General features: G+C 70.0%; 11 protein-coding genes. 1 reads left to right on the top strand and 10 read right to left on the bottom strand.

Features of this window, described 5'->3' with window-relative positions; translation table 11 throughout:
• Positions 1 to 207: 207 nt before the first annotated feature.
• From D7V80_RS24615 to D7V80_RS24640, 6 genes are all read right to left on the bottom strand, one after another.
• Positions 208 to 588 (bottom strand): two-component system response regulator, encoded by a 381-nt coding sequence (locus D7V80_RS24615; protein ID WP_370452532.1) that lies wholly within the window; start codon positions 586 to 588, stop codon positions 208 to 210.
• 70 nt (positions 589 to 658) lie between these two features.
• Complete coding sequence (locus tag D7V80_RS24620) at positions 659 to 1,882, bottom strand: glutathione-independent formaldehyde dehydrogenase (protein WP_120590489.1); 1,224 nt, start codon at positions 1,880 to 1,882, stop codon at positions 659 to 661.
• A gap of 135 nt (positions 1,883 to 2,017) precedes the next feature.
• Positions 2,018 to 3,400: an MATE family efflux transporter gene (locus D7V80_RS24625; RefSeq protein WP_120590490.1), complete on the bottom strand. Its 1,383-nt coding sequence runs from the start codon at positions 3,398 to 3,400 to the stop codon at positions 2,018 to 2,020.
• 120 nt (positions 3,401 to 3,520) lie between these two features.
• Positions 3,521 to 3,877, bottom strand: coding sequence for a response regulator transcription factor (locus D7V80_RS24630; RefSeq protein WP_120590491.1), 357 nt, complete (start codon positions 3,875 to 3,877; stop codon positions 3,521 to 3,523).
• Positions 3,874 to 5,499: an ATPase domain-containing protein gene (locus tag D7V80_RS24635; RefSeq protein ID WP_120590492.1), complete on the bottom strand. Its 1,626-nt coding sequence runs from the start codon at positions 5,497 to 5,499 to the stop codon at positions 3,874 to 3,876. The genes D7V80_RS24630 and D7V80_RS24635 overlap by 4 nt, the downstream gene beginning before the upstream one ends.
• A gap of 23 nt (positions 5,500 to 5,522) precedes the next feature.
• Positions 5,523 to 6,647 (bottom strand): hybrid sensor histidine kinase/response regulator, encoded by a 1,125-nt coding sequence (locus D7V80_RS24640; RefSeq protein WP_199738844.1) that lies wholly within the window; start codon positions 6,645 to 6,647, stop codon positions 5,523 to 5,525.
• Between the two features lie 219 nt (positions 6,648 to 6,866).
• On the opposite strand from D7V80_RS24640, the gene D7V80_RS24645 reads away from it, so the two are divergent.
• Entirely contained in the window at positions 6,867 to 7,628 is a 762-nt protein-coding gene (locus tag D7V80_RS24645) for an alpha/beta fold hydrolase (RefSeq protein ID WP_120590493.1), read from the top strand.
• On the opposite strand, the gene D7V80_RS24650 is transcribed toward D7V80_RS24645, so the two are convergent.
• The 4 genes from D7V80_RS24650 to D7V80_RS24665 form a co-directional block, all read right to left on the bottom strand.
• Entirely contained in the window at positions 7,629 to 9,512 is a 1,884-nt protein-coding gene (locus tag D7V80_RS24650) for an RICIN domain-containing protein (RefSeq protein ID WP_120590494.1), read from the bottom strand.
• 53 nt (positions 9,513 to 9,565) lie between these two features.
• Positions 9,566 to 11,797, bottom strand: a complete 2,232-nt coding sequence (locus tag D7V80_RS24655) for an FUSC family protein (RefSeq protein WP_120590505.1) — start codon at positions 11,795 to 11,797, stop codon at positions 9,566 to 9,568.
• Positions 11,798 to 11,892: 95 nt separating this feature from the next.
• Positions 11,893 to 12,930 carry an ATP-grasp domain-containing protein gene (locus tag D7V80_RS24660; protein ID WP_120590495.1) on the bottom strand — a complete coding sequence of 346 codons (1,038 nt, stop codon included), beginning with the start codon at positions 12,928 to 12,930 and terminating at the stop codon, positions 11,893 to 11,895.
• A 4-nt stretch (positions 12,931 to 12,934) separates the two neighbouring features.
• Positions 12,935 to 14,002 carry a putative zinc-binding metallopeptidase gene (locus tag D7V80_RS24665; protein ID WP_233585691.1) on the bottom strand — a complete coding sequence of 356 codons (1,068 nt, stop codon included), beginning with the start codon at positions 14,000 to 14,002 and terminating at the stop codon, positions 12,935 to 12,937.
• Positions 14,003 to 14,158 lie beyond the last annotated feature (156 nt).

The raw sequence follows: 14,158 nt of genomic DNA on the forward strand, positions 1-14,158 counted from the left end.
GTGTATAAGAGACAGGGGGCGGACCTGCGGGGTCAACGCCTGCTGCACTCGCGCCGCGATGGCGCCGCCAATCGACTCACCGATTCTGGACATGTCAGGTCTTCCCCCTCGAACCACCGAGACGGTGGACGTTGATGGATTATCGACCCTTGCCGCCCGGAGTTGCCGCGTTTTCATGCCTACATCGGCGCCCAACGCCACCGGCCATCAGTGCCGGGTCCGGTAGCGGTCCACGGCGGCCAGGAGCACCTCCGTGCGCACCGGCTTGCCCAGAAGGCACACCGTCCCGGGCGGGGCCGCCTGGAGGTCCGGGTCCGCGGTGAGCGCCAGCACCGGCAGCCGCGTCGTCAGGCCCAGGTTCCGCAGCCGGGTGAGGAAGCGCTGGTCCTCCGGGTTGCGCAGCATCAGGCTGAGCAGCACCAGCGAGGGGATGTCCTGGAGCCGGGACAGCACGTCCAGCGCCTGCGTGGACGAGGGCACGGACAGCACCGTGTAGCCCTCCAACACGAGGAGGGCCGCCAGCGCCTCGCGCAGGTCGTCGTAGCTTTCGACCACCAGCACGGTCGAGGGTTTGTCCAGGGCAACCACCGTCAAACCATATACCGCCAAGGCCCCGGGGCGTGTGCACCCCGGGACCTGGACGTGGGGACAAGGTCCCTCAGGCGCGGGCCTTGGGACTCAGCTGGGGCTTGAGGATGACCTTGGTGTAGCCGTCCTTGCGTGCGTCGAACTTCTTGTACGCGTCCGGCGCGTCCTGGAGCGGCAGGCGGTGGCTGACGATCATGCTCGGCCTGGCGCGGCCCGCGATGATGAGGTCCCTCAGGAAGTGGTTGTAGCGCTTCACCGGCGTCTGGCCGGTGCCCACGGTGATGCCCTTGTCGAACACCTTGGCCCACGGCAGCGGGTAGATGCCCTGCTTCGCGTTCTCGTCCGGCGCGCCCGGGTCCGGCGCCATGTAGACGCCGATGACGCCAATGGAGCCCGTGGGGTTCACCAGCTCCACCAACTGCTCCAGCACCTGGGTGGGCTTCTCCCGGCCGCCATGCGCGTCCGCGCCCTTGATGTCGCGCGACTGGTAGCCCACGGCGTCGATGCCGCACATCACGCCCATGGCCTTCTCCTCACCGGCGCGCAGCGCGCCCATGATGAGCGGGTTGCCGCGGCGCAGGTCGATGATCTGCTTCACCGGGTCGCCCTTGGTGAAGTCGATGGGGATGGCGCCCATCTCCTTCACCTTGGCCAGGCGCTCCGGGACGCTGTCCACCACGTAGACCTCCGAGGCGCCGCGCAGGAGCGCGCAGTAGCCGGCGAGCAGGCCCACCGGCCCCGCGCCGAAGACGGCCACGGTGGCGCCCGGCCGCACGTTCGCAAGCTCGGTGCCGTGGTACGCGGTCGGGAACACGTCCGACAGGAGCAGGAAGTCGTCCTCCAGGTCGTCGCCCGGCTGCCCGGGAATCTTCAGGCAGTTGAAGTCCGCCCAGGGCACCCGGAGCAGCTCCGCCTGTCCACCACGGTACGGGCCCATGCCCGCGTAGCCGTAGGCCGCGTGCGGCGCTTCCGGGTTGGCGACGAGGCACGACTCGGTGTGGCCACGCACGCAGTCGAAGCAGGTGCCGCAGGCGATGTTGAAGGGCAGCACCACGCGGTCGCCCTTCTTGATGCTCCTGACGCCAGGGCCCACCTGCTCCACGACGCCCATGTTCTCGTGGCCGAACACCTGTCCTGCCTTGGTCGCGGTGCGGCCTTCGTACATGTGCAGGTCACTTCCACAGATGCCGGCGGAGGTGACGCGGATGACGCAGTCGGTGGGAGACTCCAGCTTCGGATCCTCGACCTCCTCCACCTTCACCTGGTTGTTCTCTTTGTAGACGACGGCGAGCATGGGCACCTCCCGGTTTGGCCTGGAACGCGGCCCACCAAAAGTGGGATGCGGCGCGTCCAGCGGAAGGGGCCGGGGATGGAGGGCGCCCGGCCGCCCCGTACCGGCGTGCAGGGCGGGCGCGCTGACAAGCCCTCTTCAGTGTGCCATCACCACCGGCGCCTCCGCCGGGGACACGAGCGACTGGCGCTCCCACGCGCGGCTTCGCCAGCGCAGCCACATGGCCAGGCCGCGCGTCCACTCGTCCGCGGCCACCGCGAGCCACACGCCCGCGAGCCCCAGGTGCAGGTGGAACACCAGGAAGTAGCCCAGCGGCAGGCTCATGCAGACCATGGAGATCATCGCCATGATGACCGGGAAGGTGGCGTCGCCCGCGGCGCGCAGCGCGTTCACCAGCACCAGGTTGAACGAGCGGCCCGTCTCCAACAGCAGGCTCAGCACCAATACCTGTGACGTCAGCCGCAGGATGTCGCCGTCGTGCGTGAAGAGGCGGATGAGCGGCTCGCGGAAGAGGATGGCCGTCAGGTCCACCGCCACCGTGATGCCGATGCTCCACTTGAGGCTCTTGAGCACGCGCGCGTACGCGTCCTGCGAGCGCTTCGCGCCGACGAGCCGTCCCACGATGATGGACGTGCCCATGCCGATGGCCAGGCTGCACAGGAACACGTACTGGGACATGGCGTTGGCGTACTGCCGCGACGCCAGCGCCACCGGGCCCAGGTACGTCACGTAGTACAGGAACACCGTCTGGCACGCGTGGTACGTCAGCTGCTCCACCGCGGACGGCACGCCCACGCGGAGAATCTTCCGCACGTACTCACGCGTCAGCGCCACGAAGTGCGCGGGCCGCATCTTCACGTCCATCACCCGCCAGAGCATCCACGCGAAGACGCCCACCGCCATCGCGCGGCTGAAGACGGTGGACATGGCCGCGCCCGCCACTCCGTGCGCCGGCATGCCGAAGTGGCCGAAGATGAGCACCCAGTTGCCCACCACGTGCACCACGTTCATGCCCATGGCCACGTACATGGACTGCCGCGTGAAGCCGTAGGTGCGGATGAGGCTGGAGAAGACGTTGATGAGCGCCTGCAGGAACAGGAAGCCGCCCGCGATGTGCCAATAGGTGCTCGCGTACGCCCGCGTCTGGGGCTCCAGGTTCATCCGCCCCAGGATGAAGTCCGCGGACAGCAGCAGCCCGCCGCTCACCGCGAGCCCCAGGAAGAAGTTCATCGTGATGGCCTGCGCCGCGATGCGCGCCGCCTCCGTGCCGCGCTTCGCGCCCAGGTACTGGGACACGACGATGGACGCGCCGTGGCTCACCACCTCCATCACCAGGATGCAGATGAAGACGTACTGATTGACGACACCCACCGCGGAGACAGCGGCGTCCGACACACCGCTGAGCATCAGCGTGTCCGCCGTGCCCATCAGCATGAAGAGGAAGATCTCGAAGAAGATGGGCCAGGTGAGGCGGAAGAGGCCCGGCTCGCGGGAGGGGGTCGGCTCGACTTCAGTAGGCATGGATGCGTCGCGTCAGGTGGACCCACTGTGCGCGCGCGATATTTCGATTTCAACCGGAAGCACCCGCGCCGGCTGCCTGCCCGCCGCGGATGCTTTGCGCTGAAAAAGTGAGAGCGGAACCTACGACGACGTCAGCCGCTCCACGGTGTCCACCAGGTCTCGCAGGGAGAAGGGCTTCTTGAGGAAGCCGGCCCACTGCTGTTCCTCCATCTTGGTCTTGGGCGGCTGGATGGCGCTCATGACGAGGATGGGGAAGTGGTGGGTGCCGTCCTTGCGGATGGCGTCGATGGTCTCGTAGCCGTTCATCACCGGCATCATCACGTCGATGATGGCCAGGTCGGGCTTCTCCTCCTTGAGCCTGGCCAGCGCCTCGCGGCCGTTGCCGCAGACGACGACGCGCAGCTGTTCCTCTTCCAGGATGGCCTGGATGGCTTCGGCGATGTCCAGCTCATCGTCCACGACGAGCACGGTCTTCATGAACGCCTCCGCCGGGACGCGCCCGCCGGAGCCTTTTTCGAGCCCGGCTTCTTCTTCGCGGGTGCCTTGCGGCCCTGCTTCTTCTTCGCGCCCAGGGGGGCCTTCACGCGGCCGGGGCGGGAGCTCTCGCCGCCGGACAGGCGCGCGTGGCCGGTGAGGATGCTCTCCGCGCTCTCGAAGGTGCCAGCGACCTGGATGCCCTGTTCGCTGATGGAGAACTCGCGGATGCCGCTGTCATAGGCGCTCTCGCGCATCTTCATGATGGAGAGCAGCCGGTAGAGCTGCGAGCGCAGCTCCACGTAGCGCACCAGGATGACGTTCTCCACGGTGGACGCGGCCTCCGGCTGGGGCATGTCCACGCCGGGGCTGAACAGGGGCGTCTCATCCGAGTACAGCGTGGTGACGTCCATCATCCGCAGTTGGTGGGTGAGCGCGGAGAAGAAGCGGCCCATGCGGTCCGGGTACACCGCCGCGGAGCGGAAGCCGGACACGCCGTCGATGAACAGGCGCAGCCTGTCCACCTTGCGCTCCTCGATGCGCTCCAGGAGCTTCTCCGCCAGCGAGTCCATGTTGTGCTCCAGCGGCGGCTGCCACTGGATCTCGATGAGGCCCTCGTCCACGTACTTCTTGAGGTCCCCCATGCCGGTGCCCTCCGCCTTCTCGATGAGGCGGGGGGGCGTCTCGAAGAAGCCGAAGTAGACGCCCGGCTGCCCCGCGCGCGCGCCCTCGAGGAGGAAGTGCAGCCCCAGGAGCGTCTTGCCCGTGCCGGGCGCGCCCAAGAGCAGCGTGGTGGAGCCGGACAGCACGCCGCCCCGGAGCGCGTCGTCCAGGCGCGGGATGCCGAAGGGCATGCGGATGCGGTCCTCGCGCCCCTCCGCGGCGGGGTGCGCGAACTGCACCTCCGTGCGCGGGTGGATGACGATGCCCTGGTTGCTGATCTCCACCTCGTGGCGGCCCAGGAGGGACGGCCCGCCGCGGAACTTGATGGCAATGAGCTCGCGCACCGCGCGGGGGCCGTGCAGCCACAGCGACAGCTGGAAGATGCCGTCCACCGCGGTGTTCTCCGGATGGATCTCCCCTTCATGGTGCGGGGCGAGCAGCAGCGTGGTGCAGCCCAGGATGCTGCAGAAGGTCTGCAGGTCCTGGAGGAAGCGCTTGAAGGACAGGTCCGAGCGGGCGAACTCCTTCGCCGCGTCCATGCCGTCGATGATGAGCAGCGTGGTGCCGTGGGCCTGGGCGTTCTTGCGCAACAGCTCCAGGAGCCCCTTGAGCCCGTCGCGCTCCAGGTCGCGGTAGCCGCTGAGGTACTGGAGCCGGTCCGGGATGACGCTGGCGTCGAAGAACGTCATCTGCGACAGGTTCTCCAGCATGCGCCCGTGCGACTCCGACAGCAGCGTCACGTAGAGCGCCTTGCCGCCGTTCTTCACGTGCTGGAAGGCGATCTGGTTGGCCAGCACCGTCTTGCCAGAGCCCGGGGGGCCGATGATGGCGTAGGACGAGCCCTGGATGAGGCCGCCCTTGGTGATGAAGTCCAGGCGGGGCACATTGGTGACGAGGCGCTTCGCCGGGCTCTTGCCTTCGCTGGACGGGGTGCTGCCGTCCGCGTCTTCGGTGTTCGACACGACTCGTTCTCCCTTGGGATGCGTCAGTACCGCTGGGTGCGATGCAGGGACAGCCTCAACTCGAAACACGCGCCCTGGCCCAGGGCGCTCTTCACGCTCAACGTGCCGTCGTGCGCGGAGGCAATCTCCTGGGCCAGGTAGAGCCCCAGGCCCAGCCCGTCGAAGCGGCCTCCGGAGGCCACGCGCTCGAAGCGGCGGAAGATGCGCGCGTGCTCCTCCGGCGCGATGCCCACGCCCTGGTCCTCCACGGCGAGCACCGCGTGGCCCTCGTGCGTGGACAGGCGCGCCTTCGCGGGCCGGTCCTCGCCGAACTTGATGGCGTTGGACAGCAGGTGGCCCACGGCCTGCTCCAGCAGGCGCCGGTCTCCGAAGAGGAGGACGGGCGCGTCCGGCAGTTCCGCGGTCAGCTCCACGTTCGCGCTGCGGGCCGGAGCCTGGAAGCGCTCCACCTGTTCGCGCACCACCTGGGAGAAGTCCACCGTGTCCACCTGGAGCGCCATGCCCTGCGTGGACAGGCGGGACACGTCCAGCAGGTTGTCCACCAGGTTCTGCAGCCGCGTGAGGTGGCGCACCGCGGGGGTGAGGCGCTTGCCCATGGCGCTGTCGGCGTCCGCGTCGTGGGCCACCATCTCCACCGCGCGCTCCAGGTTGAGGCGCAGCACGGTGAGGGGCGTCTTCAGCTCATGCGCGGCGATGCTGAGGAACCGGTCGCGCGCGCGCACGGCGTCCCGGGCGCGGGTCTGCAGGCGCAGGAGCGCCTCGATGTTCGCGAGCAGCTCGTCCTCCGCCAGGGGCCGCGTCCAGTACGCGTCCGCGCCCTGGGCCAGGCCCCGCACGCGGTCCTCGCGCTGGACGGACATGGACGACAGGTGGGCGATGAGCAGGTCGTGCGTGGCCTCGTCCGCGCGCAGGCGGCGGCACACCTCGTAGCCGTCGATGTCCGGCATGTGCACGTCCAGCAGCACCAGGTCGGGCTTCCCCTGTGCGAGCCGGAGCGCCTCGCGCCCTCCCGTGGCCTCGAGCACCTGGTAGCCGCCCTGCTTCAGCGTGAGGCTGAGCAGGTACAGCGTCGCCGGGTCGTCGTTGACGTTGAGGACCGTGATGGAGGTGCGGCCTGCGTGGGCATTCTCGGCGTCGGAGGAATTCACGGGCGGTGGGGTGGTGCGGAAACAGTGGGGGCGCGGGCGGCGAATGGAACCACCCGCATCGAAAAAGATTGGAGGGAGTGCGACGGGCGGCCCGCCGGGTGTTGCCCTCAGGACGGATCCGGCGCTGGAGCCGTCAGCCTTTCCCCAGGCGGGCCGACAGGCGCAGGATTCCGGGCATCGACGCGTGGCCGGATTTCCGGCCCGGAAAGGGACGAGGACATGAAGGGCACTGCGGGTGAGCTGTTCGTGGACGATGGCGGGACGGGGCAGGGCACGCCGGTGGTGTTCGTGCACTCGGCCTGTGGCGACACGCGGCAGTGGGCGGCGCAGCTTCAGCACGTGCGCAAGCAGCGCCGCGCGGTCGCGCTGGACCTGCGGGGGCACGGCCAATCCACGCTCACGTCGGACGCGGACTTCACGGTGGAGGACCTCTCCCAGGACGTGGCCACGGTGGTGGACGGGCTGGGGCTGTCCCGCGTGGTGCTGGTGGGGCACAGCCTGGGCGGCGCGGTGTGCGTGGCGTACGCGGCGGCGCACCCGGAGCGCGTCTCGGGGCTCTTCCTGTTGGATCCGGCATCCGACGGCCGCCAGGTTCCGAAGGAGGCCGCCGAGGGGATGATGGCCGCGCTCGACACCGACGGCTGGACGCAGGTCATCGAGCAGTACTGGGGCACGCTGCTGGAGCCGTCCACGCCCCAGGTGCGTGAGCAGGTGCTGGGGCAGCTGCGGCGCACGCAGCGCGGGGCGGTGAAGGCCGCCATGGGCTCGCTGCTCAAGTTCGATCCCGTCACCGCGCTGAAGCGCTACCCGGGCCCGGCCCTGTCCGTCATCACGCCGCTCAACCAGACCCCCGGCGCGTACCACCTGCTCGTCCCGAGCCTTCCGTCGAAGCTGGTGACGGGCACGGGGCACTGGGTGCAGCTGGACGCCCCCGAACAGGTGAACACCCTGCTCGAGGGCTTCCTGGCGACGGTGCCCTGATCAGGGTATGGCTTCCAGGCGGAACTGCTGGCAGTCGTTGTTGGACCAGACCCACTGCTGGACGGTGGCCCCGTCGCCGCTGCTCCAACAGTTGCTCACGTCCAGCACCTTGCCGCTGTGGCGGGCCTCGAAGCGGGTGTAGCCGCCGGTGGTGGCCACCGGCTTGAACTGCTGGTTGGCGCCGCCCGCCCAGGACCACTGCTGCACGCGCGCGCCGTCCGCCTGGCTTGCGTCCGCCACGTCCACCGCCTTGCCGCTGTAGCGCGACACCAGCCGCGAGTAGCCGCTGTCCGTGGCCACCAGGGACCACTGCTGGCTTGAGCCCGTGTGGCACGCCCACTGGTGCAGCCCGGTGCCGTCCGCCGCGGACGGGCCCACGATGTCCACGCACCTTCCGGTGGCCTTGTTGACCAGCCGGTACCACGGCCCCTGCGGGCCGGACGTCCCGCCCCACTGGAAGGACGCCACCGAGCGCGGCGGCAGCGTGTACTCGAAGGCCTGGCCGTTCCAGCGGACCTTGAAGGACAGCGTGGCGCCGTCATTCGAGTTCAGCGCGATGAGCGCGCGCGAGCCGTCCGGGTTGCGGAAGGCGAGCGTCTCGATGTTGTTGTTGCCCAGCGACGTGGCGCCCACGCGCACCGCGCCCGGCCGCACCACCTTCGCCAGGTGCGCCCACGCGTAGTACTCCTCGTTGCGCGTGTACGTGCCGTTGGCGTTGTCCACGGTGAACATGCCCCGGCAGTCCGCGCAGCCGCCCACGCGCGGCCCGTGGTTCGGGTCCAACGCCAGGTTCCAGTAGAAGGACGTGCGCGACCAGTGGCGCAGCGGCCCGAAGAGGTTGTTCTGCAGCGCCCACTCCAGGTTCGCCGCGGCGTTGGTGGCCCAGAAGCCGCCGGTGCATTCCGTGAAGTGCACCTCCTTGGCGGGGTAGGCGTCATGGAACGCGGACTGGACGCTGTAGCTGCCCTCGGGGCTCTCGTAGCAGTGGTAGGCCACGCCCGCGACGGCGCTCTGCGCCTGACCGCCGTTGTAGGCCATCACCTCGTGCGGGTAGCCCGCGGGGCCCGCGCCGTCGTGCCAGTTGTGGTCCCACGCGAGCAGCTTCACGCCGTTGAAGCCCGCGGCGTTGAGCGCGGGGCGCAGGTGCTGCGCCGCGAAGATGGATTGGTCGTTGGACTCCATCTGCATCGTCGCGTAGCCGCCGTTGGCGTTGTGCGGCTCGTTCTGGAGGCTCAGCGCGTGGATGGGCACGCCGTTCGCCTGGTAGGCCTGCACGAAGCGCACGAAGTAGTTCGCGTAGGTGCCGTACAGGTCATTGCGCAGGTAGCCGCCGCCGGTGAGCGAGTTGTTGAACTTCATCCACGCGGGCGCGCTCCACGGCACCGCGAACACCTTCACCTCCGGGTTGATGGCGCGCGCCTGCTTCAAGAGCGGCAGGATGTACGCCGTGTCGTGACCCACGGAGAAGTCGTTCAGGTCGCAGCAGGTGTCGTCGTAGGTGTAGTTGTTGCGCGCGAAGTCGGACGCGCCCATGGGCAGGCGGATGGCGCTCTGGCCCGCGCCCGCGCTCACGCTGAACAGGTCGTTCATGATGGCCGTGCGCTGCGGCGAGTTGAAGATGAGCCACGCGGATGAATCCGTGAGCGCGCCGCCAAACCCGTCGAGGGTCTGGTACGTCACGCCTTCGTTCACGTCGATGGCCGTGGCGCTGCCCGTCTCCGGACCGAACGCCTTGTTCGCCTCCGCGTTGAGCTTCTTCGCCAGCGTGCTGCCGGACGTCGTCGTCAGCCACACCCGCACGGTCTCGTTCGCCGCGCTCGCGACAGGCGGCAGGAGGGTGGAGGCGGCCAGCAGCAGGCGGACTCGGGACAGCCAGGAGGACATGGGGGACTCCAGACACCAAGGAAGGGGTCCCGCAGCCTATTCAACTTGTTCAGCTAAGACCCGCTAATCGTGGATGGCTGGACCTGGGCCGGAGCCGCGGGGAGGGCCTCCAGGCGGCGGGTGGCGGCGGTGTGGAGCACGGTGAGCTGGCGCACCAGCCGCTCCAGCTGGGACTGGAGCAGGGGGGCCTCTGCTCCCATCGCCGCGCCGGCCGCGTCCGGGGTGGGGATGTTCCAGCCGATGAGCGCGTCGAAGGCGGGCAGCGGCTTGGGCGGGCGGCCGTGGTGAACCGCGTCCGCCAGGTCCTCCAGGCTCGCGTCCATGGCGCGCGCGAAGCGCGACAGGGCCTCCTGCACCGCCGGGGTGGAGGGCACGGAAGGCCGTGACGCGAGCAGGGTGCAGACGGCGGCGAACCGGCGGGTGAAGGCGAGCAGCGTCATCAGCGGCTCCACCGCCTCCGTGCGCCAGCGCGGTTCGTTGAGCAGGCGCTGGAAGGACGTCTCCGCGTTGATGGTGGCCAGCCCCAGCTTGCGGCGCGCCTCCGCGAGCGCCGTCGCATCGGGTGCCCCGCCTTGCTTCCATCCGCGGGAGAGCACGTCGAAGAACTCGCGGTCCGCGCGCAGCGCGTCCGCCAGCTGCGCGGGGAATCGCTGCTCCTCCGAGCGCTGCCACAGGAAGAAGGTGCCCGCGAGCGCCAGCGCGCCGCCGATGAGCGTGTTGACGATGCGCACCGGGGCCAGCGTCCAGTCCCCGCTGCCCATCTCCGCCAGCAGCACGAAGGTGAGCGTGGCGAAGATGGTGAACAGCCCGTAGTTGAGCGGGATGAGGCTCACGCACAGGGCCGCGGTGCAGAACAACAGGCCCATCATCGCGTGCGGGTTCTGGAGCCAGGACGCGACCGCGATGGCCAGCAGGCCGCCCACCACCGTCCCCAGCACACGCTGGAGCGCCTTGAGGAAGGTGGGCCCGGTGTACGGCTGCATGATGGTGAGCACGGTGATGGTCACCCAGTAGCCGTGGTTCGGGCGGAACACGCTGGCGATGTAGACCGCCGCAGTGGTGGTGATGCCCACGCGCAGCGCGTGCCGCAGCACCTCCGAGTCCAGCGTGAGGTGCGCGCGCACGGGGTCCATCAGGGACGTGTGCGACTCCTCGGCCAGCGCGCGTGCGGGGGGCGGGGTCTCGGTGAGGGGGCCGGCCAGGCGGCATGCGGTGTCCAGCGCCACGTCCGCGCGCTCGCGCATCCCCGTGAGCAGCCTGGCGATGTCCGTCAGCCGCGCCCGCTCCAGCCGCGTGACGAGCCCCCGCGCGTCCAGGTCTCCGACCGCGTCCTTCAGCGCGCGTCCGTCCCACTCCGGCTGGGGCCTGCGGCTGCGGCCCTCCTGCTCCACCAGCCGCACCAGGTCCCTGGCCGTGTTGGCGCAGTCCAGCAGCGCCACGGCCACCGCCGCGCGCGGGTCGCCCACGGGGCCGCTCACCGGGGGGCCCAGGCTCTCCAGCTGCTCGCCCAGGGCGATGAGCCCCATGAACATCGCGTCCGCGGACTCCAGCAGCACCAGCAGCCGCTCACCCCGGCCGCGCTCCACCCGGCCCTTGCGCGTGGCCGCGAGCGTGGTGCGCGCCAGCTCCAGCGTCTCGCGGATCCGCCCGTGCTGCTCCTGGATGAGCGTTTGCCAGGCGTCCTCGCGCGCGCCCTGGACCGTGCGCGACAGTCCTTCCGCGTAGTCCGCCACCGCGTCGAAGCACGCCGCCACCGCCTTGCGCGCGGGCCGGTATGGGCGGATGGGCCAGAGCACCAGCGACAGCATCATGGCCCACGCGGAGCCGACCAGCATCGCCGCGCCGGACTCCAGCGCGTTCATGACACCGGCCGCGGGCAGGCCCAGCGCGATGACGAAGGTGGTGGCGGCGACGTTGCCGGTGAGGTTCGCCGCGGCGCCGTACACGCCCGCGAAGCTCCACGCCGTCACCCACAGCAGGGTGGCGGGAATGGCCAGGGCCGGGTGCATTCCCGCCAGGCCTCCCACCACCGCGGACACCGCCGCCGCCAGCGCCGTGCCGCCCATGGCGCGGAAGCGGGCGTGGTAGGAGCCGCCCTTGTCCACGAAGGACGTGTTGAAGCCGCCCACCGCGAGCCACAGGGCACCCGGCAGGTTCAGCGCGGTGCCGGCGATGGTGGGGACGAAGAACGCGAGCGCGGCGCGGAAGCCTGCCTTCACCGCGGGCCGCACGGGCGCGAAGCGGGCCACGGCCTTCGCATGGTCCAGGAACTGACGGTGGAGCACGCCTCCCCCATAGAGCAACGCCCCTGGCCGGGCCACCGGAATCCGGGCCCGGTGCCGTGGGGGCTTCACTCACGCGCCCGACGCCGGAGCAGGCTTCAGTGCGGGGCGGGGGCCAGCTCCCGGGCGGGCGCACCCACCGTGGTCCTGGACCCCACGCCCAGGCCGTGGCGCCGGGCCGCGGTGTCCACGATGCGCTGCACGAGCGCCTCGTAGCCCAGGCCGCGCTCCTTCGCCCCCATGGCCACCTCGCACTGGGTCTCCAGGTAGGGATTGGGGTTCACCTCCAGGAGGTAGGGCTCGTTGGTGTGGCTGGACACGCGGAAGTCGATGCGCGCGTAGTCGCGCAGCTTGAGCGCGCGGAACGCCGTGACGGCCGCGCGCTCCAGGCGGCCCCGCAGCTCGTCCGACAGGTCCCTGGGCAGCACCAGGTGCGGGCTGCCCGGCGTCTCCGGGCCGAACTTCACCTCGCGGTTGGCGATCTTCATCCGCTTGCGGTTCCACCGCGAGCCGAAGTCCAGCTCCACCACCGGCAGGACCTCTGGAGCCGCCGCGTCGCCCACCACGCCCACGTACAGCTCGCGGCCCTCGATGTACTCCTCCGCCAGCGCCTCGTCGTCGTACTCCTGGCGGATCTTCTTCACCCGCCGGGCCAGCCCCTCCATGTCCTTCTCCACCCCCAGACCCATGGAGGCATCCGAGCGTGCGGGCTTCACCACCAGCGGGAAGGACAGGTCGCCGCTCGTCTGGAACGACGTGCCGTCGAAGGTGGCGAAGCGGGGCGTGAGCACGCCGTGGAACTGGAGCAGCTGCTTGGTGAGCACCTTGTCCTGCGCGAGCAGCAGGCCCGCGGTGCCGGCGCCCGTGAAGGGCATGCGCGCCAGCTCCAGCACCGCCGCGACGTTGACCTCCAGCCGGTAGTCCTCCGCGAACGTCTCGCAGAGGTTGAACACCAGATCCGCGCGGGCGCGCGTGAGCTTCTGCACCAGGTCGGAGACGCTCTCGTCCACGCGCACGTCCAGGGTGTCGTGGCCGGCCGCGCGCAGCGCCGCGCCCACCTGCTCCACCACCGGGTCGGGCGGGTCGTCCTTGGCCTGGTAGTGGAGGAGGGCGATGCGAAGAGACTTCACGGGCATGGCTTCAGTCCTCGAAGAAGCGGTCGGTGTGCAGGTAGTTCATCGCCAGCACGGTGACGAGCGACGCCAGCTGCATCGCCGCCTCGCGGCTGTCGTCCGGGTGCAGGGTGAGGTTCAGCGCGGCGGTGCGCTCCGCCAGGTGGTCCACGAGCGCGCGCACCACGCCCCGGCTCACCCCCGCGTAGTGGCCCACGGTGGACAGCAGGCGCTGGCGCTCCGCCTGCACCAGCGTCGAAGCGCTCACCGGCGCCTCGCCCGGGCCCCAGAAGATGTCCTCCAGCGCGTGGTCGAAGGCGTTGCGCAGCTCCACGTCCACCTTCTCGTCCAGCTCGCGCTGGCGGTAGTGGTCCTGGACGGTGCCTTCCATCTCCTCGGTGGTGAAGTCGGGCTCGGCCAGCTGCACGGGCGGCGTCGCGCGGCCCAGGCGCTTCGCGATGTCCTCCACGTACTGGAGCTTCTTGAGCGCGCCCCAGCCCTGGTAGCGCCCGGCCCAGTCGCTGTCCGGCGTGAGCCACACCGCGAAGGTCTCCGCGAAGTCCTCGTCCGGGTGCTTCTGCGCGTACCAGCCGGAGATGTGGAAGACGTAACGGCGTGAGAAGGGCCGGGGCTTGTAGTCATCCTGATACGGCCGGCCATAGTCGCCGAACACGCGGCGCCACTCGTCCGTGTCGTAGAGGCGGTAGGCGTAGTTGAACGCGTGGCCCGCCTCGTGGCGCAGGTACATCAGGATTTCAGCCTCCGTCTCCGCGCTTCCGCCCAGCTCCGCTTCGATGGACAGCAGGTCCGGATCCGCCAGGTAGAAGGGCAGACCGATGACGGGCACCCCTGACGGACAGCCCCACTCGTCGGACAGGTAGCACTGGGGCTTGAAGGAGATCCCCTTCGCCTCCAGCTCCGCGTGGAGCTGCGCGATGTAGCGCTCCAGGGGCGTGCCCCCCAGCCGCAGCGACAGGTCCTTGATGCGCGCTTGGAGCAGTGCCTCTCGACGGGGCGACAGCCGGCCCCGCTCCGCGCCCTCGGTGGGATGTTTCTCGCGCAGGACGCGGGGCTCGGCCTGGGGGGATGGCATCATCCCCTCCAAGGTGGGACTGGTACCCGGCGGAGGACAGCCCGCCCGCTGTCCTCCGGCAGGCGGCCAGCCGGGCGCCCGGGAGGTGCTCCACTCCCAACGGATGGGCACATTTCCACTGGGAAGCCACCAGGAGCCGGCTTAGGGAAATGGCTCGCT

The organism is Corallococcus sp. CA054B (assembly GCF_003611625.1).
GTDB classification, from domain to species: Bacteria; Myxococcota; Myxococcia; order Myxococcales; family Myxococcaceae; genus Corallococcus; species Corallococcus coralloides.